A 26,066-nucleotide genomic window follows, 5' to 3' on the forward strand; every position below is an offset into this window, starting at 1 on the left:
ATATTGGTATCATCTGGTGGGTATAAATTATGCTCTCGAATAAAATCATCTACAACATCTTTTTCATCTAATGTTATCGTATGCTCTGCTTGATATTGTTGATATAACTCTTCTTTTAAATGCTTATCTAGCATATTTTCTTCGATGTATTGAACGGCTTTTTCTGCATCTCGGATGGCATAGACGAATGCATTCGGATCACTCAGTAGTTGTTGAGACCAACCTTTGATATAGGCTGCATTATTCTCTTGTTCAGCTCGTTCCAGGTTATAGGTTCCATGGAGTAATGCACTAGTAAATTCGGCCACCAATTCTTCACGAGCATAGGCTTCGCTACCTTTTCCACCTTTTAGATTTCGATGCAATCGGGAAGCGTGACCAGTGCTATGGCCAATCTCGTGTAGGGCAGTGGAGTATAGGAGTTCTGGAGCCTTCCAATTCTCTCTAGCCACAAGATGAATTTCATCCTTGCTAGGGATGTAATAGTTTCTATCTACTTGGTCAAAGTGAATAGGAGCTTCGGAGTTTTCCATGATGTTTTCAATAAACTTATTACGTTGCTCTACTCGAACAATATCTTCCATGTCTCGCTCTAGTGGTGGAAACTTTTCAAATTGTTCTGCATTAAATACTTTATAGTATTGATGCACCCAAAATGTATTCCTGGATTCTTCTGAAAGTTCATTGGAATTAGTATTATCTGAAGAACGATTGGTAGGAATGGTTTTACCAGTTTCAGGGTCTTTATAACATTCCTCGTGGAACTCAATAAGAGAGCCTTTGGAACCTTTTTTTAACACGTAAATTGGATCTAATCCTGCATCAATATATTTTTGATTTTCTGCCTTCATTTGTGGGAATGTAACCCATCTTGGATCAGTCCAACCGTTTTCTAACGATGCTGCCATCAAATGGATCATATTGGCTTTTGAGTATCTCGTTTCAGAAATAGGGTTATATTGTTTGCGAAACACATATCCTCTTTGCCACTCTGGTAAATTTGTATTTTGAATTGCATTGACAAGAATTTCAGCTGTTCGTTTACGTTGTTCCTGGATAATTTCTTCCGCGGTCTTTTTTTCAGCTGGAGCTTCTGAAGTTTGATTTGTCTTGCTATAGGTTCTAGTAATAGCCATGATAGACCTCCTAATTATTCAGCATCAGGTTGGTAATCTTCATTTAATAATTTAGGCATGTAATCTAAAATTGCATGGTCTGCGTCTTCAATTGTGAAAGGGAAATCCTGGTCATGTAGTAATTCGCTATCACTATAATTATTACTTACATCTTTTTTGTCTTTCATAGTAACCTCCTTATATTATTTGAAAATTAATTGGTTAGATTTACTTTTATCCTTATCCTCAGAAATGGATTTTTGGTCTTTCATTTCTTTTGGAGTGATGGTTTTCTGATGACGGGATGCGACTATAGAACTAAAGACTTGTAATTCTTTTTCACTTAATAATTCTTTTGCAATTGAATTATCTTCAGTGTAATTAGAAAGATAATAAGGCTTTAGCTCTGTATAGGTATCTTGCGATGCAGGGTAATCTAAATCTTGGTAGTCATTACTAGTAGCTAACGGTACGCTGTCATTAAGTAGGTTGGTTTTTAGATTAATATAAATCTCTTCTTCACCATACTCCATATCTTTAAATATGGACTTGATTTGTTGATATCGTTCAGTTTGCTCTTCTTCAGGCACAGATAGTGAGAAGTTATAAGTATCTGCGATATCTTCAATATCTCCATACGTCATCACACCAATAGGTGCCTTTTCAGGATTAAAGTAAGTAGGTAGGTGAGACGTATTAAAATCTTCACCAAACTCTTGAAGATAATATTTTTGATACTGAATTAATGGCTCAATATCCATATTATTAGAAGCTGCTAACTCTTTTAGCTCATCATAATGATCCAGGTAATCATAGACACCTTGTTCTACGCTTGTATTGAATGGAAGATATATATCGGTTTCATCACTGACTAGTCTAAAATTAGAAATAGAAGGTTCAAATGACATCTTTTCATCTATATGATCTAGGGTGGCGGTCTCAATACTTTCTTGCGAAACACCCGTGTTTTGTAGTGTAGTAATTGCATTAATTAAGTCGTAGGTAAATGCTTGGTCCTCAATTGTAATCTGCTTTTTGTTTTCAATATTTTCAATAAAATATTCTGCCATACTATAAGTAGATTCATGTTTGATACCATTACCATTGATTTCACCCCAAAACTCCTGGTCAATAGAGTGCGTTGTTTTAGTATTTACATCAAGTTCATTATCATAGGTGCCACTTGCCAGTTTTTGATTGGTAGTAATATACTTTCCATCATCGTCCTCAAAGGCCAATAGTTTAACGTCCTTTAGCGTCTTATCATTAGAAGCCTGTTCTATTGCGCCTTTAGTTGCTTCTACAACGGATGAAATATCATAATCATATTTATTAATTAGCTTATGTACATCTTCGTATAAATCCCTGGTTAATTCAGTATTGTTTCCAAGGCCAATCTGCTTCTTTTCTTCCAGGGCTGAAAGAATAGAGAGAGTAGCCTGGTAACTGGTTTCGTTATTAAAAGATTGGTTGTTTATCGTTCCAATAAAGGATTGATGGATATTTTTTTCCATAAGTCAAACTCCAATACGAGAGTAGATATAAGAAAGTCTAGTAGATAACTTAGACTTTGTCTGAAGTATTTACTCTTATATCTGCTTTAGGTTTTAAATATTCAAAGTAACCATCTTTCATCATAAGATTTAAGAGATATGCGGGGCTATTTTCAGGGTTTTGCTCATAACAATCAACGATCTTAAAATCTTTTAACGTAGGAGATGATGTTAAATTTGCATAAGTTGCTTCTAACATCTCAGAGTAATTAAAATGATCGTTTTTATCACTCATTTTTTGTATAATTTCTATAAGGTTATCTGTAAACTCTTCATCGTGCATTGGGATATTCTTAGTTTTTTCGATAGACTGCAAAATGTCTATTGTAGCATAAAAAACTTCAGGATTTCCTACAAACACACCATTAACATTTCCTATAAAAGGTTGCTTAATTTCATATGAAAGACCTTGTTTTTCTCTATTTTCTTCAGTTTTTTGAGAATTTACTTCCATAGTAATCTTTCCTTTCTCGTTAGCATTATTCAAATAGAACTCTGTATTATATAAAAATGACTATTTAAGGCCTTTATATAGCATTTGTGCGTATTCATAACGGGTCATTTGTTTATCGCCTTTAAATTCGCCATCTGGGTATCCATCTAAGACATCATTGCCATGTAATGTTTCTACGGCTTCGCTAGCCCAATGATTTTTAGGCACGTCAGGGAAAGAAGCTCGTTTAGGTGAAAGTCTAGTAGATAATTTAGATAATTGCTCTTTCAATTGATTCAATTGATTTTGTAAGTTGTCATTTTTCTTGCGAAGTTCATTGACTTCTCCTTTGGTAATTTTTTTATAATCAGAGCCAGAACCAATTTTAAAAGATAAGCCAGCGTTCCATGCCCGATCATTAGGACTAATAGTACTTGCTAAGGAAAGCATAATATTTTCATTTGGTCTTACAAATCCACCGAATGCGGTAGCTTTCGCACCGTTATATTGGCCATGAGAAACAGCAAAAGATACTTTATTGGATTCATCAAAATCTAATGGATGTAACGCAGCTAATGCGGATGCCGTAGCAGTACCTACATTAATATCTTTTGTTAGTTTTTGTTCCAATCCTTGGGATTGTGTTTGTAACGTATCCATATTCACAACAGAAGTAGGATCATTAGGGTTTGTTACAACACCAGTAATATCACGGAGAATACTGTTTCCATGTTCATCGGTACCACGGAAATCTACATGAGTTGCTGTACCAGCTCTATCAACAGTCACTGTTTTACCATCTGTTTTAATAAGCCCTTTTGGTGAGTAATTTTGAATGGCTTCATATACGGATTTACCATTGACGAGACCATTAGAAGATTCACCTTGGCCAACAGTGCCAGTACCTAACTTAGCACTCCATTCTTTTACATTTTCGGCGGTTAAATTAGATGCATTAGTGTTAGCTTTAGAAGTGAGAGTAGATGGATCAATTTGAACATTAGCTAATGCAGTATGTAAGGTATCACCTGTAATTAATCCTTTATCTCCAGCTTTGGCAGTGCCAGTGCCTAATTTTTCGCTCCATTTTTTAGCATCCTCAGTAGAGATATTGGAAGCATCCTTATTGGCTTTAGTAGCTAACTTAGTATCTACAGCATTGGATAATTCAGTGATTTTAGGGGCAATAGCACCTGTGATAGCATCGTTAGATACATTTACCTTATAGATAGTAGAATTACCGTCTGTACGGCTTTCTACGGAAGTATTAGTACCATTTTCTAATTTAACAGCCTCTTTGGATAAGTTACGGATTACTGTTTTACCGTCATCGGTAATATTATCTAGTGCAGTATTGGCTTTGGCATTGAATTTAGAATCTAATCCATTATTGATGTTAGAAGTAGCAGTGTTGACAGCGTTAGTAATGGCTGTATTAACAGTGCCACCAGTTACTAATCCAGTGTTACCATCGGTAACAGTACCAGTGCCCAATTTTTCGCTCCATTTGGAAGCGTCCTCAGTAGAGAGGTTGGAAGCATCCTTATTCGCTTTAGTAGCGAGTTTAGTATCTACAGCATTGGATAATTCACTGATTTTAGGGGCAATAGCACCTGTGATGGCATCATTGGATACATTTACCTTATAGATAGTAGAATTACCGTCTACACGGCTTTCTACGGAAGTATTTGTACCATTTTCTAATTTCACTGCCTCTTTAGATAAATTACGGATCACAGTTTTACCATCATCTGTAATATTATCTAGTGCAGTATTAGCTTTGGCATTGAATTTAGAGTCTAAGCCATTATTGATATTAGAAGTAGCAGTGTTGACTGCATTAGTAATAGCAGTATTAACAGTGCCACCAGTAACAAGACCAGTGTTGCCATCGGTAACGGTACCAGTACCTAACGCAGTTTGCCAAGCAGTTTTATTAATAGCACCATCTTTTGCTTCAGCGACTTTCCACAACTGATTACCATTAATTGCTTCTTTAGAATTTTCAGCAATTGTACCATCTGTTACATTCACTAATTTTCTAGTAGAAGTAGCAGAGCCGATAGATACTACATTATCTTCTGTAGCTGTACTATCTTTACCAAGCACAACAGAGTTATTAGCTTTAGTAGTCACGTTTGAACCTAATACAAATGTATTTGTTCCTACTGTATGAGTAGTCGTAGCATCACCAATAGTATTATTATTACCGAATGCGTAGGAGTTATCTCCATAAATCGTATTCGGATCACCAAACGTACCTGCATTGTTACCGATAACGATATGGCCAACACCAACAGCAATAGATTTAGTACCTGTTACGGCAGAACTTTTACCAATAGAAATAGAATTTTCACCAGTGACAATAGTACCAGTACCGATAGCAATGGAATTAGACCCTGTAGATAAAGAGTTTGTGCCAATGGCCATAGCATTTTCACCTACATTAGTTAAATCATGTAGTGTTAATGCATTTTTAAGAGCAGTTAATCGTTCTTGATTTTGTTGCAATTCTTGAGATTTAGCCGTCAATTGTCGCATTAATGCTTCATATTGTTCCATATACAACAAATCGGAAGCACTAGGATTAATACTTTCCCAGTTTGTTTTAGCCTGATCCGCAGAGGCTTTTAATGCTGCAATTTGCTTTTCCTTTTCAGCTACTGCATTTTTATTGATTTGTAATGCAGTTTCAAGGTCTGATGTTAGTTTGTTTGTTGTGATTTTATTTTTTTCTACAATATCTGTAATATTTAATTTTTCCCAATTTTTATAGTTTTCTTTCAACCCTTCAAGAATTGGAGACAGATTATATGAAGTACCTAAAGCATTATATTCTTTTATTGCTACATTTTTTTTATCTAGCCAACTAGTATTATGAGTGTCTTCATATTGCTTTTGATAATATGTTATTTCAATACTTTTAACAAAATAGTCTATTTTTTTATCCATCTCTAAATAGAGTTTTTCTTTAAGTTCTTGTGTAAATAAAGGATTATTATTGTTATTAAAATATTCTCTTAGAGTTTTTTTGAATTTAGGAGCTTGTTCTTTAGAACTATCCCATTCTTCTTTTGTTGATAAATCTATGTTTATATTTTTTAAAGTAATGTCTTTCGTAGGCTTATCTTGTAACGTATTATCCAAATTGAATGCATCTTTAGATAAAGTTTTGTAGTTTCCGTAATTATTAAAGTCAAGGTGTCTGTTTCTAATTTCAATGCCTGTTATAATATTAAAAGCCATATTTATATTATATGGGCTTTTTATATTCATATTTCTTGAATAATCGTCACTATCACTATACCTAAAGAAAGCAGCATACCATGATTTTGATAAAATTATTTGATTATTTCTCAAATCTCCCATTGCCTTATAATGAGCTTTAATGTACTCTTTATAGAAGCTATCTAATGGTAAATTTAGAGTACTTCCTTCTTCGGTCATACGCTTCAGATTTGTAGCAGCAGCAGTTAATCCATCTTCAGAGTTAATATCTACACCACCAAGACGATTGACAGCCCCAAGACGATTATTTAAATCATCTAGTTTAGCTTGAGCATTGCGAAGGAACTCAGCGGAGTTAGCTACTTCTGTAGACCATGCATTTTGTTTGTTTAAATAGTCTTGATGTGCTTTTTCTTTAGCTAGGCGAACTTGCTTAACACGTTCACCAGCTTCAATTGTTTTGGCTTGTTCAGCACGGATTTTTTGGATTTCATTAGCTAAGTTAGTAACAGCATTTTGAGCAGTGGAGATTTCAGCTAATCTCTGTCTATTTTCGTTTAATTTACCAGTGATGGTATCTTTTGTTTCATTCCCACCAGTGGCCACTGCATTATTACCTACAGCCAGTGATCCAGTACCAGTCGCAATAGAACCATTACCTCTAGCTCTTGCATTAGATCCTAACTCAAGACCAGAATCTTCTTTAATATTGTTGATAGTTATATCCCAATAGTTATTGGTTACACCATTCTCTGTAGTTGTGGTAGTAGGTGTAGTAGCAGTAGCAGAATCTGCTGCATAGCCAATATGACCCACACAGGCAAGTGCTACTAATGTGGATAATGCTAATTGTTTTTTCTTAAATTGTTTCATTATAATCCTTTTTAAACCTTTTCAAAATTTACCTTTTGGATTTACAAACTTCTGTAATATTTCCGTCCTCATCTGTTTTAAAACCAAAAACGCACTCTGTTCCCATAAGTTTATATGCCTGTTGTAAATACTCTTTAAACTTTTTTTCATCTCTATTCACATTAAGATGTTTGAAGTTTTCTAAAAAGGCTACCTCATCTCCATTATCTTCATTATCTAATGTTATTTTAAAATTTTGGCTAACCGATTGATTTAAATCACCATTTGTTTTACATCCAAGCTCTTCTTTAATGGTTTTTGACATGCTATTTTCCTTTCTTTTTTAATTTTTCATTATAATCATTTTTCAAATTTATTTAAAATATTAAAAATTTGTTTTAATTCATTTATTCCGAGTGTTCTTTTTATACATTTACATATTTCTAATGACAGTTCTCTTTCTAGTTTGACAGGTTTAGAGGGTGTATTTTTTGTATTACAAGTAAACTCGTTGCCTAATAATTCATCAATACTGACGTTTAGCAAATATGAAATTTTACAGAGTACATCATATTTTGGTTCACGATTATTGCTTTCATAGCTAACATATGTAGGGTATGGAATTTCCAGTACTCTCGCAAACTCTTTAGCAGTCATATAACCTGCTAATAATCTGTATTTTTTTAAATTACTACTAAAATGATTCATGAATGTCTCGTTATAGATAGTGTTCCTTGATAAACTCGGCTTCTTTGTATAGCCCCTTATAAATCAACCATTCTAAGGTAAAGTTGTCCATTTTCTTTTCTTCAATTAGTTTATTGAGGTAAATTTGGTCACTTTTATCTGTAGATAAAACAAAGGCAGCTTCTACAGGCTGTAAGGCAAGATCGAATACACGATTTCCTTTTTCAAAAGAGCTATAGTAGTATTCATGGCGTTCCTGGTTATCTAGCTTGGAAATGATGTCAATTTGACGTTCATTACAACCGAATTGGTGGTAATAATTACGTATTTGTTCGTTGACTGCATTTTGGTTACGCAAATAAATTCTATTAGGGCAGTTTTCCAGGATAGTAGATAGTAGATCTGGCTTAGAAATAATATCTGCTAAGTTCTGAGTGGCCACGATAATTGATGCATTCTTTTTACGTAAGTCTTTGAAGTATTCTCGGATTTTATCTCTGAATACAGGGTTATCAAAGAATAGCCAACATTCATCCAGGATAATCATAGTAGGAGAAGGACTATCTTCTTTTAAAGCGTTGTCAATCTGATGGAATAGATAGTCAATGGTAGAAGGAACAATCGCTGGAGTACGCATTACTTCTTCCATTTCATAGACCTGCCAACGACCAGACCCTTTGATACTAGAGTGATTATCAAAGAGGGGTCCATAAGGGCCTTCCATGGTTAATGCACGAAGGCCAATACGAATATCGCTATCCTGCACCAAATCACAAAAGTTGGATATAGTACGCTTATCTTTTGGGAACTCTGCAAGAGATAATAAGGCTTTTTTGATAGTATCTTTGGTAGATTCAGTGACTTCAAATTTACCTCGATCTAAGAAACCTGCTAGCCAATCAATGGCCCATACACGTTCGGTAGGAACATCTACATTCTCTAGTGGTTGGAACGATAAATCAGATTTGCCACTTGCTGATATATTGTAGAAGTTACCACCAGCTGCATAGGTCGTCACACGGCTTGATGCCGCCTTATCGAATACGAAAATACGGCTATTTGGATACTTCATAAAGTGAACTTCTAATGTATTCAATAGTACAGATTTACCAGAACCAGAAGGGCCACATACAAGAGTATGAGCTAAGGCTCCGTTATGTAGTGAAAGTCTAAATTGACTGTTATAGGAATCGGTATATAAAAGAACGGGCCCCTTTAAATGGTCATTCCATTTGTCACCTGACCACTGTGCTGTGGTCGGGGCTAAATGACAAAAATTTAGGGAACTAACCATATTTCTACGAATATTGCATCGTGGACATCCTGGTAGGGAGCCACGCCATGCTTCCATAGAGTTATCCGTTTCAATGTATCCAGTAAATTCTAATTGGTTAACGATAGATAAGACGTGGCTAGCTATTTTTTCTACGCTAGAAACATCGTTAGCGAATACACAAAGTGTCATCGTGTAGTAGCCTTGTGCAATCATACCTGTACCCAACTCTTCGATAGCAGCAGTCACATCATTGGCTTTAGAAAGCTCTGTATCGTCAATCTCTGCATCGTTGACTTGTCGTTTAGTAGCAATGGCCCCTAACCGTGAACCAACGCCAATAGCCTGGAATTTTAAGTCTTTTCTTCGTTGAATTAAAAACTTTTTGGCATCATCAGTACCAATACAATGCCAACGACTTGTCCAACGATATTGAATGTTTAAGGCGTTTAGGGTATCTAATAATCCAGGAATAGTACTAATAGGGAACCCTAATAATGTGATAACCCGCATAGGTTTAGTGCCTAATTGAGGTTTTAATCCCCCAGTAATAGAGGCATCACTTAGGTATTCGTTTAGGTATTGCAATGGGTTATATTTGACCTTGTGCATCCGATCGGAGATTAAGCTATGTAGGAAAGTAGCAATTTCATCAGGGTCGAGCAAAGCAGAAAGCTCTTTGAATACACTTTTAAGCATTAATGCAAACTGATTGACCCTGTGGATAAATTCATCAGTTACTTCTTTGTAAATAGCTAAATCATCTTCGATGGATTCACCTTTATTTTTACCGTTTGTAACAAAAGCAGAGGTTAATCTATGCTTTGTTTTACTTGGGGGTTCCATATAAATGGTGAAGTAGTAGTCACTTTCGTAGAAGTGACCACTTTCAAAGTATGTTGCTTTAGCATCTTCAATTGCTTGAAGTGTGGGGTTAGGCATAGTGGAGCGTTCATAATTGTGGCTTGGATGTCGTTGAGCTTCGATATATAGAATATATCCAGATGGAAGTCTACGCATCGCATTGTTAATGGCTGCGTTATAGGCAATCAGTTCTTCTGGCGTGGCAGAAGCTGTATCTAAGCCACGAAATTTGAAGATGGCCATCATAGAATGGTCATGGTTATGTACGATACCATTTGTTTCATCGATGTAAGCCCAGGGAATCATATAAGAAAGACGAGGTTGTTCTTGCCAAATTCCATTTTTTTGAGAATAAATTCTTGGGTCCACCTCTTTTTTCTTTTGTTTAGAATTGAATAAAGAGAACAAGGGAAACCTCCTTTGTTTAATAATAGTGTTTCTTGTAAACACTGTTTTTTAGAATGACTTTGTAAAATTCAGGATCCCGATTGGTAAGCTGTAAGCAGGCAATATAGGCACTAATGCCAAGGATGATTGCAATTAGTGACATATAGGAAATCTGAAAAATTACTACTAGCATAATAGTCGTTAAGCTAATAGAGAATAAGATTGGTCGAGGCAAGCCCATCCATAAGATAGGCTCGGCGACAGATTTATGAAGGGGAACTTCAAATCCTTCTGGAATCGTATCTTTCATAGGGATTACCTATAAACCAATCATCATGCCAGATCCTTGACCAGCAGTCCATAAATAGTTCAAAATTGGGCCTAAGAACATAATGATACCTACACCAAAGCAGGCATATAGGATTTTTTCTAACGATCCGCCAGCATTACCTTTCATCATAAGGAAAGCTGCTGCACCAATGAACAAACCACCTACTACCAGCGCAAAAGGACCAGTCATAAATTTAATGATACTTAGGAAAAAACCAATAATAGGAATATCAAAATTCACTCCAGCAGTATCTGTTTTACCTCCAGCTCTACCAATTACTGTGGTAACATCATTAGCAAAAGAATGAAGGTAGGAATTAGTAATAAGAAAAGCTGTGAGTCCAGCTACTTTCACTAAATAGGCATTTTGAATTTTTTCTTTTACAAGTTTTAATTTATTCTTCATTAATAGATTCCTTTCGTGGAATAACTTTTGTAATATACGTATTTTTTTCTTCAGAAAAAGATTCGACTTCAATAATTTCATTAACGATACGACCACGTTTACCGTTACCTAAATCGGTATGTATGATGGAAATAATCACATCAATAGCATCACCAATTAGTTCTTTGATGTCACCAGAGGATTCTGGATCTTCCTGGGCAAGGGATTTAATACGACTAAGACCACTCATGGCGCTATTTGCATGGACGGTACATGCACCGCCAGGATGACCTGTATTCCAGGCTTTAAGCATGGTATACGCACAGCCATCTCTAACCTCACCAATCACGATACGATCAGGAGAACGGCGCATGCAGTCACCCAATAAGCGTGTCATATTGTATTTAACAGATTTATCGGAGTTTGTTTCTTGCTTTGTGAACATAGGGGAGTAGTCACTAGCAGGGCATTGTAACTCTGGTAAATCTTCTAACGATATGATTCTGTGGAATGGACTTAGTCTTGCCATAGCTTCTAAGATGGCATTTAAAAAGGTAGTTTTACCTGTAGCAGTACCACCAACAACTAAGATGTTTTTACGAAGGCTAACAGCATTTTCAATGTAATCTTTGTAATGCTTAGTGATTGTTCCATTGGCTACATAATCATCTAAGGTAAATACAATAGTGGCTCGTTTACGTATATTAAATTCAGGAGTTTTAACAATAGGTGGTAACTCGCCTTGGAAACGGTAGCCGTATCCTCGTATTTCAGTGGAGATAGAGGGAATATCTTCATTGACGATTTTATCGGCTTGTCCTGCGATTAATTCGATAATAGCAGCTCGTTGTTTATCCGTAAGATATATATCAGTAATAACTTTACCTTCAGTGCCAGATAAATATCGGATATACCCATCTGAATTGACATAAATCTCCGTGATGTCACAACGTTTAAATAAGTTAACGAGTTCAGTACCTAGAACAACATCTAAGACTTCATTCCTAGATGTTGCTTGGGTCGTCATCATCTACCTCCTCCTCATGGTCGTCTATATCTTCAACATCTGTATTTAATGCATACATGAAGTCTTCTCGGAGTGTTTCAGAGATTGTATTGTCTTCTAAAAAGGTTTGGTATCGTTGTAAATAATCATCAACCGTTTGAGATCTATTAGTTTCTAGTTGTTCTTTAGCGGATAGAATAGCACCCACTAAAATTGACAGGTTGTTAATAGGGAAACCTAGCTGTTGTATGATGTATCCAATGTGGCTTAACTCCTGGTTATGTTTTCGTTTAGATTCTTGTCGTTTTTCTTTTCGTAAGATTTCTAATTTTCTTAATAAAGCAGCCTCATCTTCCATTAACTTAGATAGTTTTTTAGAACTTTTTTGGATACTTTTCTGTGAACGTTGAATAGATTGCATCGGTAGGATAGTAATCACCTCACTTTTTTAAGTTCTTGTCATAAATAAAGGTAGTGGAAGAGGTTTGAGTGGTTTGTTTACTCAATAACTCCTCTCGTTTTGCATTTGCATTTCGTACAGGGTCTGTACGTATCACATCACTAACTATAGGGGCGTTGATGAGCTTTTCCAGGTAATAATTGTTTTCATAATATTTAATCTTATCTGTCAGAACTGGAGGAGAGCCAGAAGCAATAATTACTTCCTGGTCTTCCATTCGTTTTAACTCATCACCAGTCATTAACGATCTAGCCATTTGACTGGTAGAAGCGCTAGTATAACCGATTAAGCGACCTGCATTCCTGGATTTTGATTTAGTTTCAATGGTTGTTTTACCTAGTTCTGTTTCAGCATATTGAGCTGTATCATTATCGTTGGGTGCGTAAAATATCTTTAAATGACAGTTCATTAGAATTTGGTTGTCTTTGCCGTAAATTCCATTAATTTGGGGTAAACCCTGGTTAATTAAAAATACTTTCATGCCATATCCTGCAATATAGGATAGTGTAGCCGCAAACGATTGTAGGTTACCTAGAGAAGAGAACTCGTCCATTAAAAATAAACATTTATGCTTATAATTGGATTTTGCTTGGCCATTTACGTAAGTACCAATAGATCTAGCGTGATGGCGTACCATCATTTCAAAGAATAGCCTAAAAATAGGCGCTAACCGTAATAAGTCGGATGGCGGTGTTACTAGATAGAGTGATACAGGCTTTTTGTAATTCATCAAGTCATCAATACAAAAGTCAGACACTGATGTGTTGGAAGCAAGTAATGGATCTAAATATTCTTTCAAGGCAGTATTAGCTGTCGATACAATCGACCCCAACTCATTATCTGGCTTAGATGTGATTTCAACGAAAGCCTGATAAATAATAGGATGTGTTCCTGGCATCGAGTTAAGAGATGTGGAATTAGGGTAGATAGCTCTTAAATCCGCTTGTGTAAAATGCCTTGTTTCATAGCTACAAGTTTTTGTATTCCATTCCACAATATCAATACCTTCTGCAGGCACATGTTCATACATGACTAAATTTTTAGCTGCTTCTACGAACCCTTTAGCGGATTGTCTATACACACCATCCTTATCTTGTTCTATGACAATACTAGATTTTAGAAAGGCTGCAACGCTGTATAAGGTAGGAGGAGTAGGGTAGTTCTCTGGATCAGTATAATGTGCGTATTTTAAATGCAATAAAACAGTCATAATGACGTTCGTTGCATTTGCTGTCCAGTGGTCTGGTTTCCCTTTTCCTTCATAATCCGCAATGATAGAGGCTAAGTTTTGGGCCATTGAAACTTCCATTGGTGTACCAATAGGAATTTCATCAAGCGGGTTCCATCGAGCCGATGAACCATCGTCACTAGTGGGTTCAAACTTAATGGCTACATGCCCCATTTTCTTACGATATCCAGCGGTTACACCCCAGTTTTCTGACTTTATATCGTTGACGATAACGCTACTTTTCCAACTACCTAGTAGTGTTGGAATAATGAGGCCAACGCCTTTCCCAGAACGTGTAGGAGCCACAACAGCTAAGTGTTTGTTGGAGTTATCTCGTAAATAGAAATGAGGCAATTTTTTATAAAGTTTTACTGCCAATTTGTAGAAATAATCGTAGAAATATGTTGGTGTCCAACGATATTTTTTGATATCAAACTTAGGAGGATTTTTTAGATAGGCCTGGGCTTGCTTGATTTTTATTTCTAACTCTTTTCTTCGTTTTGGATCAGTATTGGCATTATATTCTTCAAGCCATGCGGTGATTTTTTCAGGAATCCGATCTAATACTTTATCTTGTTTTTCGTCAAACTCCATTTCTGCATAGGCTACTTTTTCATTTTTCTTTAGCTCTAACCGTCTTAATTGTTTGGTTAAGCCTCTTTTAAAGGGAGAATCATATAATCCAATTGTCACGCCAGAGCTAGAAATAAGGTTCATCTTTAATAGATCCTTATAATCAGCCCAACGTGCTGAACCGTGTGAAGTTAGCAATGCTTTAGGTTTTAGTAGTAAAGCAATGATAAAGATTAAAAATAGACCAAAGCCAATCCACATAATGGCGCTAGTAAATAAGTAATTAGCTTGATGATAATACATGAACCAGGTAATGATTTTGAATGGATGATACCATTGCATAGAATCAGTAGCGATAGTAGGAGTACCTAAATAATAAGGATCATTATTAAGCGCTTCTACTACGGAATTGGTTGCTTGTTGCATAGCCCAAAGCATGATAGATGAATAGACTATGTACCGCATGATTATCTATACTCCGAGGTATATTCTGGAATTGAAATATCTTGAGTGACAAATAAGCTAAATTCTTTACCAGGTCGAATTTCAATTGTAATCTGATTTTGAGCCGAACGTTTGACTAAATCAGAGATGACATCTTGAATTTCTTTCACCCCGCCTGAAACAGCTTCTTGACCAGGGCTACGACTATCTGAACCACCTGTATTGCCTGTAGCAGATTGTGCAATAGCACTTACCATGGTTCCAAATACAGCGGTTCGTAATAAGTTACCAGTATGAGAATCATAAATGTCTTTTAAACCAGGCATTCCTGTTCCATCAATAGCTGGTAGATTAGGTAATGTGATGCTATTTCCATTTGGTAAAATAATTCGATTGAAGGTAACACCGATTCGTTTAATTCCTTTACCACCAGCACCACCTGCTTGGCCAATAATTTTTGAACCTTGAGGTATTAATAAGTGGGTTCCAGTTAAACTATCATAGATGTCTTGACGAACCACAGCGACAATTTCATTGTTAGGAATATCTGTAGAAATTCCTGTTAATAATGTCGCTTGGATAACACTTCCTGCATGTAACATATGAGATCCTAAAGTATCTGCTGTAGCATAGGATTCATTTGTGTAAATAGGGCTTGTGTTTTGTGTGTTAGTGTTGGATATATTAGTTGATGTAGTAAGGTTTGGTATTGGTTGACCTTGTGCTACAGCAGATGCAATTTTAAAAGCAATAGGAGCCATATCGATGGCTTGCTTTTCCTTCTGAATTTTCTCCATATCTTCTTCGTGTTGAGAAGTAGAGCTGCTCATAGGCATAGGAGTATGTTCTACATCCCTTACAGTTGCAATAGGGGCATGTGTATGACCATGTGTATCAGTATTAGATGGTTTATCCATATGAGTGGGCTCATCAGTATGATTATGGTTATTTTTTGCATTTTCTCCTACTTCACGGTAAGAAGAAGATAAATTAGCAGCAGGATTATTTGAAGAATTAGCGGTAGCAATAGGAGGATCTGGTGGTTTAGAATCTGGAGTTTGTGATAATTGTTTAAAACCAAACACTCCGCCGCCAATAGCAAATATAAAAATAGCCGTAAATAGACCTATTTTTTTATAATTAAAATTAGTGCCTCTATCTCGATCTAATACTTCATCCTCATCGAAATAAAAATCTTCTTCTGTATACACTTTGGCTTCATCTACAGAAGTATTCAATGCTTCTGTAGTAGTCTTAGAAGTAGTATCTGGATTAGGTAATGGTCCTTCAGAAACATTTACTGTAGAACTATTATCTGTCACAGTTGAATCGGTAGAGGGTTGAATAATCGTAGGAATAACCGTTGTTTTGTTATTATCGTCCATTCATTACCTCCTTATTGGGTGTAATATCAATATATTTATTTTTCCCATAGACTAGGCGAGCTTTAGTAAATACTCTATCAGCCACTAAGTAGGAACCAATCACACGATAGTTAACGAGCGTTAGTGAGTTATCATCTTCTAAAATATACAAAGTTGGATAATTGTACTTAGTTTGAGATGAAACTTGGATATACGTTCTAACAGCATCATCATAAATCTCTGTAGGAATTAATTCTTTAGGAACATTATGATTTTTTAGTTGATACCGATAATTTAAATTCTTTAATTCGGTAGCTCCTGTGCTAGATGTTTTTGTATGGGTATCCAAAAACTCTTTTTCTTTTTTGTCTTTATAGACTGGTCTTAATAATTCAGATTGTCGTTGCTTTTCAATATCAGCTGGATATGTAAAAGAAACTAAACTATAGTGATCCGTACTTCGTAACGCTAAATGATAGGTATGATTGTTAGTGTTAACAATAATATTAGTGCGAATGCTATCTTTTAATGGTTTAATGTACAGATGTGGAGTACCAGATACTGTAGAGGTATCAATTAACCATTGGAGTGTATCACCACCTCCGATATACTGAATTGTTTCACCAGGATGTAGTGCTACATCTGCGATATAGTTCTTACTTGTATCAATGGTGTAGACACTTGTTGGATAATATTCATATATGGATGAGGCACCAAGTTCTTTAGAATCATGCATATGATACAGTGCTTTGGGTGCATCAGCAGCATGAGAAGTGAGACTAAATGAAGTAGAAAGTGCTACACAAAAGAGGGGAATATATTTCTTCATATTCATTATTTTTCTCCTCCAGATTCCTTAGTTACACCTAAGTCAATGATATAAATACCAAGTGGATTTACAAGAATTTGTTCCTCCTTAGTAGGTGGGACTACCTGAATCGAGAACAATCCTACATAGTTAGTTGGCTTCGGAGATTTTGTACCATTTAAGTTGTAGGTATCTTCGCTCCAACGAACTTGATATGTTGAGTTTGTACCAGGTTGTTTTTGAATGGAAGTAATGGTAGTTTGGACTGTCATTTTTCCAAGTTTGTTAGTTGGATTATCTTTGTTGATAAAATCGGCATACTTATTCATAGCCTCTGGAGTAATGAAGGCCTGAGCATCGTCCCAATTTTTCTTAAATTGAATAGGATCAAGTGGTACCGTTCTTGAATGTTCAATAAATTTAGATAATGCATACTTGATTTCTACCTCTTGTGGTGTGTAGTTTGTTACCTTGATTTCTCCGCTAGTATCAATAGCACCTGATGTCTGATTAACACGGACTACATAGGTCTTTGATGTGTAGCTTGTAACAAATACTACGGTCGAAATAACACAAATGGCTACAAGTACTAAGTAGAGAATGTTCCTTTTATGGGCTATATCTTTTTGATATGCCAGGTTATATAAATCGGAACTAAACTTTGATCCACCGCCTTTTTCGATGGATTTTAGTGGATCCCCTTTGGGAAAGTTGCTGTGAACTGGATCCATTTAATCACCTCCTTGCGTAGAGTATACCACGATTATATCTGATTTGTATATATAAATTTATATCGTAAATGATATTTAAAATATATTTTAGGTATATAAAAGTGCACCTTGAAGGGAGTTATATCTCTGTGATATGCTAGGGGTATAAAAAATAATCTGAGTGCGCAATTACACATTTCTCTCTTGACCAGGTCAAAACGAGAAATGATTGCGGTCTGCGACACGAAATAAGGGGTCACTTGCCAGTGACAAAGAAAATTTACATTCTGCAAATTCGACAAGAAACGAAAGGAGGTGCGATAATGAGTAGCTGCCATCTTGAAAATACACCACATGCAAAATCTCGTACTGGTGATAAAATCAATACTTTGACACATATGGAATACATTACTCGTGAAGGCAAATATGCTACTATGTCGCACCGAGAAGAGGATCTTGTGTATATATCATCTGGTAATCTACCTAAATGGGCTGAATCTGCCCGTGAATTTTGGAATCAAGCTGAAATTCATCGTAGAAAAAATGGTAGAGCGTACAGAGAAATTCGTATTGGCTTACAAGAAGAATTATCCTTAGCTGAAAATATTGCTTGCATTGAAGAGTTTATGGATAAGATGGGAATCAAGGACCATCATGTATATACCTATGCAATCCACGATAAGACCGCTATGTTTGATGAAGAGCATAGAAATATTCATGTCCATCTTATGTTTAACGAGAAACAAGCTGATTATGCAATAACAGAGAGTCCTGAACAATTCTTTAAACGGTTTACTGTTAATGCTGATGGTCACAGTGTACAAGGACTACCTGTAGATAGGTATTGGAGTACAGAAGATTCTACTAGAGATATGCGTGCTACCTGGGAAGATATTGTGAATCGTGCATTTGAACGAAATGGCTTAGAAGAACGCATTAGCATGAAGACCTTAAAAGCGCAAAGAGAAGCACTTTTAGAAGAGGGAAAGTATGAAGAAGCTGAATTATTAAACCGTACGCCAGCAGAGCACTTAGGCAATGCAGCAAAAAATCCTAAGACAAGAGCGCGCATCAGAGAAATGATGAATGAATTAGAGTATGATCAGGAAGAAAATCCAGTAGATGTAGTAGGGGCTACTACTAATGGAGGCAATCCGTTCAATGAACATACAATTCATGATAATACTCAAAATATGGTAGAGAATGAATTTGAATTAAAACTACAAATTTTTGCGCATGATGCCGTAATCCGTAAGTTGGCCAAGGAAATCCAAAAAGAACGTAAAGCATTATTACAAGCGAAAGAAAATGTAGAAAAAGTTGAAGATAGAGCAGTGGATTCTTCTATAAAAGTAGAAGAAAAAACAGCTAATATTGTAACTGTAGATGATATACTAGTTGGCCTAGAAGAACGCATGATGAGTTCTTTGGAAAAACAATCTACGTTAGCTAAAGAATATGCTAGTGAAGAAGGAAAGTTATTATCTCCACGAGAAACATATATTGCTACGTATGATGCAGTAACAAATGGAGAATATACTAAACATAAGCAGGCTATGCATGATTCTAAAATGGTATTAAAAGCTGCTGAAAGGGATCTAAAATCAGGTTTAAAACGAGTATGCTCATACCAGGAATTTATGGCACTTACGGCTACAAAAGAAAAAGCACGGGAAGAACGATTACGTTCCGTCCGTGCTGCGTTAGCATGCCGTCATGAAATTAGAATGTCGAAGGAATTACCTAAACAAGCTGCGATTGTGTATGAAAACGAAAATGCAATACGAGATACAATGAAAGATTTGCAAAAACAAATTGAAAAAGAAAATAGAACTTACATGCTGTATAGTAAAAAAGCAGATGAGCTTTTACCTATACCAGGTGATACTGTATTGTTTACAGAAGCTATTCCTAGAGAAGTTAGGAAATTTGATAAACTATATGGTGTGATTCCGTTGAAAGATTTACCTTCCATATCTCAAAATCGAGAAACGGAGTATGGAAAGTATAGGGATGAATATATTGTTATAGATGGTCAAATTCCTGATAGAAACAAACCAATACAAGTAGTACGTGCTATTAAAGTTCGTGATGCAGTAGTTGATGGAAAAGCTCCTGAATATGAACTTACGATTGCACCAGAAACTTCAAAAGAAGGGCGTGAATACTTTAAAATTACATCAGTCAAAGAAACGCATGCACAAGTTGCCTTGCATCAGTATAGATCTTACAAGAAAAAAGATATTGGCGATGTTTTGCATAAACTAAAAAAACATACTCCTATGAAGGCATCTGATTTGCCTCAACCAAGTACTCGTAGAGGCTATAGAATACATGCTGTTAATAGTAACACTAAGGATTTTATTAGTAGAAGTGTCAACTCTATAGTTGCTGATGGTACTGGTGGACAAAGACAAGGGTTGTGGCGTGAAGAAGAGGAATATAAAGGCCATGTATCTGAGATGCAGCAGGTAGAAGAAAAAATGAAACAAGGGTGGAGTTTGTGAGGTAGTTGTGGTATAATAACGGTAGCTAAAACAACAAGGATTATCTAGCATTGGTAACACCTAGCAAAGCACAGGAAGGCGATTCTGTGCTTTGTTAATTTTCCCTATTTTTTTTGCTATAAGTATGCTATAATGTAATTAAGGTAAATTTAACAAGGTGACAATTTATCATGAATTGCACAAAAAAGCACAGGAAGGCGATCCTGTGCTTTTTCTTTACCGTTCTGTAAGTAACGGCTTAGGATAGTCACTATTTTTAGTTACGGTCTATCCATTTGCAGATGTAGTGGCTGATAACATTAGCCATAATATTTGCCATAACAGTAACTATTAACAAGGTAATACAAGTTATCATTGATTTGCACCCCCTTTCCGTCACGGATTGGGCGATAGTGACATATTTATTATAGCAGATTTATTTTCATAAAATATATAAAAAGCACAGAGGGCCAATTCTGTGCTTTTTGTTATGTAATGATATTTTGTTGAAGTTAAATCGTTGTAGTAAGAGTTTTTATCTGCTGAAGTCTTTAGATTTATCTTTTTTGTTGTCCTGGGAATTGCCTTTTTTGTATATATTTTCTCGTTCTATCCAGCGATCGTGAATTTTGTTAGCTCTTGGAAAGTTGACACAGTTTTCTTTTATTTTTTTACTTATTTTATTTGAAAAGTAGTCCTCGTAAAACTTTTTGGCTTTTTTCCTAATAATTTCACGATCTTTATTTACTAACCTTAACTGATTTTGTAATAGGCTATAGTTATGAGGATGTGTTTTTTTTCTTTTGGAAAAGTCTATTTTCTCTAATTGTGAGTCTGGTACAGGAATCATTTTGCAAAAGTCTATAATTCCACGATGACCTTCATCTAATTTATATATACATTTGCTATTTTTCATAGTAAGATGTTTAGGTTTTGGTGATGTCAAAGGCACAAAATAGTTCCTATTCTCAAATGTAAATAATATCCCAGCAAATGGGCGAGTTTTTTTATCAGCTGTTGATTGTCTAACTTGTGTATCACCTTTAGATAATAACTCATTATATTCTTCACATACTGTATAAACTATAAATCTTGGCTCTCGTTCCATCAAGTTTCTCCTATGAAAAAAGCCGAGACAAGGCTCGGCATTGTAGATATAAATAAGTATATCGCTGGTGGGAATCACCACACTCACAGGTTCTCGCTTTTCGATGTACTATATATACATCGCTGGTGGGAATCACCACACTCACAGGTTCTCGCTTTTCGATGTACCATACATACACCATCGGTGGGAATCACCGCTCTCACAGGCTCTCGCTTTTCGATATACTTTTATACTCAAATACTAACATATTAAAAATAACATGTCAAACATAGTTAAAATATCTTGTGTTTTTTAAATATCAGGTAATTTATCTACTGAAGCTTTCAGACTTATCTTTTTTGTTGCCCTGGAGGTTTTCTTTTATATATATATTTTCTCGTTCTATCCAACGATCATGATATCTAATTGCTTGCTGTAAATTAACACGATAAAAAATCTTTTTATTTTTGACAGGTTTATTAATAGATTCCTCATAAAAAGCTTGAGCAGTTTGTTCTATTTTATCTTCAATTTTATTAATGGCTAAGTATTCTTTATTTAAAAGTCTGCCATATTTAGACTCACTAGGATCAGATGAAGCTAAAAGCTCTTCGATTGATACTTTTTTAATTTGTGATTCAGGAACAGGGATCATTTTACCAACTATGACATTACATAAATGGCGATTATTTTCGGTTTCAGATAAAATTCTTACAGTTAAGCGGTTCTTTTCAACCCTTTTGGCTTCTTTTGTTTTTTTCTTTAAGAGTTCAGGCGGTAAATTAGTAGGTAATTTTTTTGGAGAAGATAAAGGTGCAAAAAACAATCTATTTTCTACGTTTAATACAACTCCGAGAAATGGACGGTTATTTTTATCGCCAGTTGATGTACGAACTTCAGAATCCATCTTTTGAAGAGGTTTCATGTACTCTTCGTTTACTGTAAAGAAGTTAAATTTAGGCTTTTTATCCATATAGCATTCCTCGTGATAAAAAGAAAAGCCGAGATAATTCTCGGCTAGGATAGTAAAAGTAAGTATATTCATGGTGGGGCGCACCATCCTTATAGGGCCTCTCTTTTAGATTGAAGAATCAATCCATGGTGGGGCGCACCATCCTTATGGGGCCTCTCTTTTAGACTGAAAAATCAGTCCATGGTGGGGCGCACCATCCTTATGGGGCCTCTCTTTTAAATATACTTCTATACTCAAATACTAACATACAAAAAATAACATGTCAAACATAATTTGCAATATTTTTTGTTTTTTAGATATTAGGTAATTTTTAATACTGTATCACTTGGATGAAAAAAATAAATGCCCTGGTAAGAGCAATCTATTGGGAGTTACTTAACTTCTTGTTTTTTCGGATTAATACTCTCATTTCAGCAAGTACAATTGCTTGGGCTTCTGGATCTAATCGTTCAAATAATTTTGTAGCATATACTTCATCTATTCGTCCTGCTTTTAATATTGCAGTTTGTAATATGGAATTAGAACCATTTATGAGTGATGTAGGTGTTGTATTTAGTATAGCAGCTATTTTATGTAATAACTCAGCTGTATCTTGATGGTGCAAGTAATTTTGTAGAGGTATATTTTTTCGGATAGATAACTGAGTTAGCTCTATACAAAGGTTAGCGACTATATCTTGTTGCTTTGCCAGGGTAGATAGAATATGAGTTGTTAAGAGATCGGGGCTAATTTCTGAAGGAGCGCTAGTTACATCTGGTTCATCTCCAGTAATTAAGAATTGTACAGATACGCTTAAAAAGTTAGCAATTTCTGATAAGTATTTGGTAGGCGGATCCGTTTGGCGGGATTTCCATGAAGATACCGTTCCTTGAGTGACATTCAGATGCGCTGCTAAATCAATGATTCTTAAATCTCGTTGATCTAGTAAATACTGAATGCGGTCAATGATAGTCATATATTTATCCTTGTTTAAAACTCAAAATAATACAAATTGCAAATAAATAGAATTTAAATATTAAAAAATGTTATACGCTTGTTAAATCCTCCATAAGTGAAACTACATGATGTGTTTGTTCTGCATCCAATTTCTGATAGTATTCGTTAAATATATCGTTGTTAGGTTCCTCGTTTGAGGTATGAGCTAACAATTCTTCTATAGACATATCTAAAAATAAAGCAATTTGAGATATATACTTTGTTGGGGGATCGGTATCCCTTTGTTTCCAAGAAGATACACTACCATGTGGTAAATTTAGTAGCTTGGCTAGGTCAGCTATTTTTAAATTTTTGGAAGCCATTGTAGAAAAAATAAATGTAGATAAATTCATAATTAGGTCACCGATTAAAACAAATTCTTTAAATTATTTGACAAATTAAAGAATTTGCTTTATATTTTAAGTAAGAAATATAACAGTATTTAATTTTTTGAAGGAGATTATATATGCAAACTACAATTCCTACAGCATTAACCATCAGAAAACTTCTAAGGTTAAAAGGGTATACCATTCGTAAACTAGCCATGGAATTAGAACGAAGTACAACAAGCGTTCATCGAGTTATTTATGGAGTATCTCGATCTCGCTATATTGAAGGCAGAATTTCTGAAATTCTTGAAACAACACCTAATTTATTATGGGGTTACAAATAGCTTTATAGCATGATTATAGCATAAAAAAGACAGTCAGAATAAACTTTAAAATGTGGAGAATATTGTGTATGGACTCAATTAAAATAGATAATTCAAGTTGTATTTTTGTAAAGATTAGTATAACGGGTCTTACTAAAACAGAAGAAATCTGGGATGGCATAGGTCTTGTAATTGATGGGCGGCTAATTTGTGTTGCTGAAAGTCCAGATAAACAAATTACAATTCGTGTGGAATTATAGGTGAGATATGGCTAGATACTACTGGATTAAACTGAAAGACACATTCTTTCAAGATAAGCATATAAAAAAATTACGCAAACTACCTGGAGGGGCGGATTGCGTAATAGCATATATGAAAATGATGCTTGCCAGCACAAAAACAAACGGAATTATAACACTTGATGGCATCGAGGAAACACCAGCTGAAGAAATAGCTTTGATGATTGATGAAACCAAAGAAGTATGTCAAATGACCATGGCATATGGGATAAAGGTTGGATTTATCCAACAAATGGATGATCTGAGTGCCTGTAAACTTTTGCAAGTTGAACAGTTACTTGATTCAGAAACCGATGATGCAAATCGTAAAAGACTGCAGCGAAATGGAGAAAATATTTTATTGTTAGGTGCTGGACAAGCACAAGATAACACATTTAGACAAAGGAAGTTGAGAGCTAAGAGATGGTGTTTAAATCACTTAGCGAAACGACTGGTAATTACAGACTTAGAAAATAATAAAGAATATGACGGGTGGTATTATATTGCTTTACGAAATTCAAAAGGTGTTTGTTGTTGCGGACTTCCAGTAGAACAAGTGCTATTAGTTAATGGTAGATATATAGCTTGTTGTAATAACTGTGATGTGAATAAGTTGTCAGAATATTATAACACTCAAAATGAATTTACGAGTGATATAGCGAGTAACGAATTTTGCGTTACTAGTAACAAAGATAACGTTACTAGTAACAAAAATAACGTTACTAGTAACGGAAAAAGCGTTACTAGTAACGAAAAAAAGATAGAAATCATTGAAGGCAAAAATCAATTAATCCAATCAAATCAAGGATTTGTCGAACCCGTAACGAAATGGGACAATGTCCGGACAAATTCCCTAGATATAGATATAGAAATAGATACTTATAATTCTAATTATAATTCTATTTCTACAGCACTTGAATATTACTCTTCTAAAATTGGGGTTCCTTCTTCTGAAACACGTAGCAAATTATATAACCTGGAACAACAATATTCTTTTGAAGAATTAAAAGTAGCGATTGATATTGCTTGGAAACAAAAAAAGGGGTCTATTGGATATATCACAAAAGTATTGGAAAATGAACGAGCACGGCAGGAGGAAAAAGAATCTGATGGATACAGACAAACAAAGGCAGCACGAAAAACAACTGATGCCACAAAGAAACTGCTTGATGGACCAGACTGGGAAAATATTAAGCCAGGAGAGCTATAATACTGGATCAGTAGTATTGGAAGGCATAAAAGATAAATCATTTAACTTTACCTTTCCAATATATGAAGAACCATATGTTGTTAGTAACGAGGTAAATGGAATTAATCTAAATCGTTCTAGCGAAAAAAAGAAGATTAAAACAGGTATTCCTAAACGATACCAGGATATGACGTTACAAAATGTTGTAAAAAGAGGAATACCTGACCAGACTAAAAGTCCATTTTATGTTATTTCACAATACATAGACAATTTACCTAAGATGTTAAATTGTGGACAAGGCTTGCTACTACGAGGTGATGTTGGCACCATGAAAACAACATTGGCTGTAGCAATTATGTATGAGGTTCTTGAGCTAGGTGGTACAGCGTACTTTATTTCTATGGCCAACTTGATGGATTCATTATATTCGGTTAGCCAGGAAGAGCGTCAAAGTTTAGAAAATAAACTCAAGAATGTTGATTTATTAGTACTCGATGATTTGGGTTTGGAATATGATAAAGGCTGGGTTTCAGTTAAAATACGAGCTTTAATTAATTATAGATTTGATAATCAAAAGTCTGTGATTATTACAACTAACTTGGGGTCAGATATTAAGAATTTATACTTGAAAGGAATGTTGGATCGCATCGAAGCAAGTTCTATGATTGTGGATTTTAGGGGTAATTCATTGCGTGAACGGTTCCGATCGTTTGATTCTGTGTGAGA

Annotated in this window: 25 protein-coding genes; 5 read left to right on the plus strand and 20 right to left on the minus strand. The window is 35.3% G+C overall.

Annotated features, from left to right (window positions below; translation table 11 throughout):
• The 16 genes from EO117_RS04140 to EO117_RS04210 all read right to left on the minus strand — a co-directional run.
• The coding region (locus EO117_RS04140; RefSeq protein ID WP_126939243.1) for a zincin-like metallopeptidase domain-containing protein at nucleotides 1–1,136 on the minus strand (1,136 nt) is incomplete at its 3' end.
• 14 nt (nucleotides 1,137–1,150) lie between these two features.
• On the minus strand, nucleotides 1,151–1,303 hold the full coding sequence (locus EO117_RS09185) for a hypothetical protein (RefSeq protein ID WP_164727485.1): 153 nt from the start codon (nucleotides 1,301–1,303) through the stop codon (nucleotides 1,151–1,153).
• A 15-nt stretch (nucleotides 1,304–1,318) separates the two neighbouring features.
• On the minus strand, nucleotides 1,319–2,629 hold the full coding sequence (locus tag EO117_RS04145; protein WP_126939244.1) for a hypothetical protein: 1,311 nt from the start codon (nucleotides 2,627–2,629) through the stop codon (nucleotides 1,319–1,321).
• A gap of 49 nt (nucleotides 2,630–2,678) precedes the next feature.
• Nucleotides 2,679–3,122 carry a hypothetical protein gene (locus EO117_RS04150; RefSeq protein WP_126939245.1) on the minus strand — a complete coding sequence of 148 codons (444 nt, stop codon included), beginning with the start codon at nucleotides 3,120–3,122 and terminating at the stop codon, nucleotides 2,679–2,681.
• A gap of 60 nt (nucleotides 3,123–3,182) precedes the next feature.
• Nucleotides 3,183–7,202: an S-layer homology domain-containing protein gene (locus tag EO117_RS04155; protein WP_126939246.1), complete on the minus strand. Its 4,020-nt coding sequence runs from the start codon at nucleotides 7,200–7,202 to the stop codon at nucleotides 3,183–3,185.
• A gap of 28 nt (nucleotides 7,203–7,230) precedes the next feature.
• A complete protein-coding gene (locus EO117_RS04160) occupies nucleotides 7,231–7,506 on the minus strand; it encodes a hypothetical protein (RefSeq protein ID WP_126939247.1) in 276 nt (91 codons plus the stop codon).
• A 35-nt stretch (nucleotides 7,507–7,541) separates the two neighbouring features.
• Complete coding sequence (locus tag EO117_RS04165; RefSeq protein WP_126939248.1) at nucleotides 7,542–7,889, minus strand: helix-turn-helix domain-containing protein; 348 nt, start codon at nucleotides 7,887–7,889, stop codon at nucleotides 7,542–7,544.
• A 10-nt stretch (nucleotides 7,890–7,899) separates the two neighbouring features.
• Entirely contained in the window at nucleotides 7,900–10,413 is a 2,514-nt protein-coding gene (locus EO117_RS04170; protein ID WP_126939249.1) for an FtsK/SpoIIIE domain-containing protein, read from the minus strand.
• Between the two features lie 16 nt (nucleotides 10,414–10,429).
• Nucleotides 10,430–10,702, minus strand: a complete 273-nt coding sequence (locus EO117_RS04175; RefSeq protein WP_126939250.1) for a VirB3 family type IV secretion system protein — start codon at nucleotides 10,700–10,702, stop codon at nucleotides 10,430–10,432.
• 9 nt (nucleotides 10,703–10,711) lie between these two features.
• Nucleotides 10,712–11,128, minus strand: a complete 417-nt coding sequence (locus EO117_RS04180; RefSeq protein WP_126939251.1) for a hypothetical protein — start codon at nucleotides 11,126–11,128, stop codon at nucleotides 10,712–10,714.
• The gene (locus EO117_RS04185) at nucleotides 11,118–12,137 is read right to left on the minus strand and encodes an ATPase, T2SS/T4P/T4SS family (protein ID WP_240632576.1); all 1,020 of its coding nucleotides are present in this window, start codon (nucleotides 12,135–12,137) and stop codon (nucleotides 11,118–11,120) included. Before EO117_RS04185 ends, EO117_RS04180 begins: the two co-directional genes overlap by 11 nt.
• A complete protein-coding gene (locus EO117_RS04190; protein ID WP_126939252.1) occupies nucleotides 12,112–12,534 on the minus strand; it encodes a hypothetical protein in 423 nt (140 codons plus the stop codon). The genes EO117_RS04185 and EO117_RS04190 overlap by 26 nt, the downstream gene beginning before the upstream one ends.
• Nucleotides 12,535–12,553: 19 nt before the next feature.
• Nucleotides 12,554–14,812, minus strand: a complete 2,259-nt coding sequence (locus EO117_RS04195) for a type IV secretory system conjugative DNA transfer family protein (protein WP_126939253.1) — start codon at nucleotides 14,810–14,812, stop codon at nucleotides 12,554–12,556.
• 29 nt (nucleotides 14,813–14,841) lie between these two features.
• Nucleotides 14,842–16,203, minus strand: a complete 1,362-nt coding sequence (locus EO117_RS04200) for a TrbI/VirB10 family protein (protein WP_126939254.1) — start codon at nucleotides 16,201–16,203, stop codon at nucleotides 14,842–14,844.
• Nucleotides 16,193–17,017, minus strand: a complete 825-nt coding sequence (locus EO117_RS04205) for a TrbG/VirB9 family P-type conjugative transfer protein (protein ID WP_126939255.1) — start codon at nucleotides 17,015–17,017, stop codon at nucleotides 16,193–16,195. The genes EO117_RS04200 and EO117_RS04205 overlap by 11 nt, the downstream gene beginning before the upstream one ends.
• On the minus strand, nucleotides 17,017–17,721 hold the full coding sequence (locus tag EO117_RS04210) for a type IV secretion system protein (RefSeq protein ID WP_126939256.1): 705 nt from the start codon (nucleotides 17,719–17,721) through the stop codon (nucleotides 17,017–17,019). The genes EO117_RS04205 and EO117_RS04210 overlap by 1 nt, the downstream gene beginning before the upstream one ends.
• 302 nt (nucleotides 17,722–18,023) lie before the next feature.
• On the opposite strand from EO117_RS04210, the gene EO117_RS04215 reads away from it, so the two are divergent.
• Entirely contained in the window at nucleotides 18,024–20,207 is a 2,184-nt protein-coding gene (locus EO117_RS04215; protein WP_126939257.1) for a MobA/MobL family protein, read from the plus strand.
• Between the two features lie 514 nt (nucleotides 20,208–20,721).
• On the opposite strand, the gene EO117_RS04220 is transcribed toward EO117_RS04215, so the two are convergent.
• From EO117_RS04220 to EO117_RS04235, 4 genes are all read right to left on the minus strand, one after another.
• Nucleotides 20,722–21,294 (minus strand): type III toxin-antitoxin system ToxN/AbiQ family toxin, encoded by a 573-nt coding sequence (locus EO117_RS04220; RefSeq protein ID WP_126939258.1) that lies wholly within the window; start codon nucleotides 21,292–21,294, stop codon nucleotides 20,722–20,724.
• Nucleotides 21,295–21,601: 307 nt separating this feature from the next.
• Nucleotides 21,602–22,246 (minus strand): type III toxin-antitoxin system ToxN/AbiQ family toxin, encoded by a 645-nt coding sequence (locus EO117_RS04225; RefSeq protein WP_164727486.1) that lies wholly within the window; start codon nucleotides 22,244–22,246, stop codon nucleotides 21,602–21,604.
• A 361-nt stretch (nucleotides 22,247–22,607) separates the two neighbouring features.
• Nucleotides 22,608–23,201 carry a helix-turn-helix domain-containing protein gene (locus EO117_RS04230; RefSeq protein ID WP_126939260.1) on the minus strand — a complete coding sequence of 198 codons (594 nt, stop codon included), beginning with the start codon at nucleotides 23,199–23,201 and terminating at the stop codon, nucleotides 22,608–22,610.
• 70 nt (nucleotides 23,202–23,271) lie between these two features.
• Entirely contained in the window at nucleotides 23,272–23,574 is a 303-nt protein-coding gene (locus tag EO117_RS04235; protein WP_126939261.1) for a helix-turn-helix domain-containing protein, read from the minus strand.
• Nucleotides 23,575–23,687: 113 nt separating this feature from the next.
• Here EO117_RS04235 and EO117_RS04240 point away from each other — a divergent pair, with 113 nt between their 5' ends.
• The 4 genes from EO117_RS04240 (at nucleotide 23,688) to EO117_RS04250 (ending at nucleotide 26,064) form a co-directional block, all read left to right on the plus strand.
• Nucleotides 23,688–23,894, plus strand: coding sequence for a hypothetical protein (locus EO117_RS04240; RefSeq protein WP_126939262.1), 207 nt, complete (start codon nucleotides 23,688–23,690; stop codon nucleotides 23,892–23,894).
• A gap of 68 nt (nucleotides 23,895–23,962) precedes the next feature.
• A complete protein-coding gene (locus EO117_RS09190) occupies nucleotides 23,963–24,133 on the plus strand; it encodes a hypothetical protein (RefSeq protein WP_009353773.1) in 171 nt (56 codons plus the stop codon).
• Between the two features lie 7 nt (nucleotides 24,134–24,140).
• Complete coding sequence (locus EO117_RS04245; protein ID WP_126939263.1) at nucleotides 24,141–25,361, plus strand: phage replisome organizer N-terminal domain-containing protein; 1,221 nt, start codon at nucleotides 24,141–24,143, stop codon at nucleotides 25,359–25,361.
• A complete protein-coding gene (locus EO117_RS04250) occupies nucleotides 25,321–26,064 on the plus strand; it encodes an ATP-binding protein (RefSeq protein ID WP_164727487.1) in 744 nt (247 codons plus the stop codon). The genes EO117_RS04245 and EO117_RS04250 overlap by 41 nt, the downstream gene beginning before the upstream one ends.
• Nucleotides 26,065–26,066: the final 2 nt, after the last annotated feature.

The organism is Veillonella sp. VA142, assembly GCF_003992135.1.
In the GTDB taxonomy this organism is placed as follows: domain Bacteria; phylum Bacillota; class Negativicutes; order Veillonellales; family Veillonellaceae; genus F0422.

Excerpts from the sequence above, each read along its gene's own strand:
- EO117_RS04205 (WP_126939255.1), bottom strand. The coding sequence starts at position 17,017 with ATGAATATGAAGAAATATATTCCCCTCTTTTGTGTAGCACTTTCTACT.
- EO117_RS04155 (WP_126939246.1), bottom strand. The coding sequence starts at position 7,202 with ATGAAACAATTTAAGAAAAAACAATTAGCATTATCCACATTAGTAGCA.
- EO117_RS04235 (WP_126939261.1), bottom strand. The coding sequence starts at position 23,574 with ATGAATTTATCTACATTTATTTTTTCTACAATGGCTTCCAAAAATTTA.
- EO117_RS04225 (WP_164727486.1), bottom strand. The coding sequence starts at position 22,246 with ATGGATAAAAAGCCTAAATTTAACTTCTTTACAGTAAACGAAGAGTAC.
- EO117_RS04175 (WP_126939250.1), bottom strand. The coding sequence starts at position 10,702 with ATGAAAGATACGATTCCAGAAGGATTTGAAGTTCCCCTTCATAAATCT.
- EO117_RS09185 (WP_164727485.1), bottom strand. The coding sequence starts at position 1,303 with ATGAAAGACAAAAAAGATGTAAGTAATAATTATAGTGATAGCGAATTA.
- EO117_RS04245 (WP_126939263.1), top strand. The coding sequence starts at position 24,141 with ATGGCTAGATACTACTGGATTAAACTGAAAGACACATTCTTTCAAGAT.
- EO117_RS04185 (WP_240632576.1), bottom strand. The coding sequence starts at position 12,137 with ATGATGACGACCCAAGCAACATCTAGGAATGAAGTCTTAGATGTTGTT.
- EO117_RS04220 (WP_126939258.1), bottom strand. The coding sequence starts at position 21,294 with ATGGAACGAGAGCCAAGATTTATAGTTTATACAGTATGTGAAGAATAT.
- EO117_RS04215 (WP_126939257.1), top strand. The coding sequence starts at position 18,024 with ATGAGTAGCTGCCATCTTGAAAATACACCACATGCAAAATCTCGTACT.
- EO117_RS04160 (WP_126939247.1), bottom strand. The coding sequence starts at position 7,506 with ATGTCAAAAACCATTAAAGAAGAGCTTGGATGTAAAACAAATGGTGAT.
- EO117_RS04195 (WP_126939253.1), bottom strand. The coding sequence starts at position 14,812 with ATGCTTTGGGCTATGCAACAAGCAACCAATTCCGTAGTAGAAGCGCTT.
- EO117_RS04210 (WP_126939256.1), bottom strand. The coding sequence starts at position 17,721 with ATGGATCCAGTTCACAGCAACTTTCCCAAAGGGGATCCACTAAAATCC.
- EO117_RS09190 (WP_009353773.1), top strand. The coding sequence starts at position 23,963 with ATGGACTCAATTAAAATAGATAATTCAAGTTGTATTTTTGTAAAGATT.
- EO117_RS04200 (WP_126939254.1), bottom strand. The coding sequence starts at position 16,203 with ATGGACGATAATAACAAAACAACGGTTATTCCTACGATTATTCAACCC.
- EO117_RS04165 (WP_126939248.1), bottom strand. The coding sequence starts at position 7,889 with ATGAATCATTTTAGTAGTAATTTAAAAAAATACAGATTATTAGCAGGT.
- EO117_RS04250 (WP_164727487.1), top strand. The coding sequence starts at position 25,321 with ATGGACCAGACTGGGAAAATATTAAGCCAGGAGAGCTATAATACTGGA.
- EO117_RS04150 (WP_126939245.1), bottom strand. The coding sequence starts at position 3,122 with ATGGAAGTAAATTCTCAAAAAACTGAAGAAAATAGAGAAAAACAAGGT.
- EO117_RS04190 (WP_126939252.1), bottom strand. The coding sequence starts at position 12,534 with ATGCAATCTATTCAACGTTCACAGAAAAGTATCCAAAAAAGTTCTAAA.
- EO117_RS04240 (WP_126939262.1), top strand. The coding sequence starts at position 23,688 with ATGCAAACTACAATTCCTACAGCATTAACCATCAGAAAACTTCTAAGG.
- EO117_RS04230 (WP_126939260.1), bottom strand. The coding sequence starts at position 23,201 with ATGACTATCATTGACCGCATTCAGTATTTACTAGATCAACGAGATTTA.
- EO117_RS04180 (WP_126939251.1), bottom strand. The coding sequence starts at position 11,128 with ATGAAGAATAAATTAAAACTTGTAAAAGAAAAAATTCAAAATGCCTAT.
- EO117_RS04145 (WP_126939244.1), bottom strand. The coding sequence starts at position 2,629 with ATGGAAAAAAATATCCATCAATCCTTTATTGGAACGATAAACAACCAA.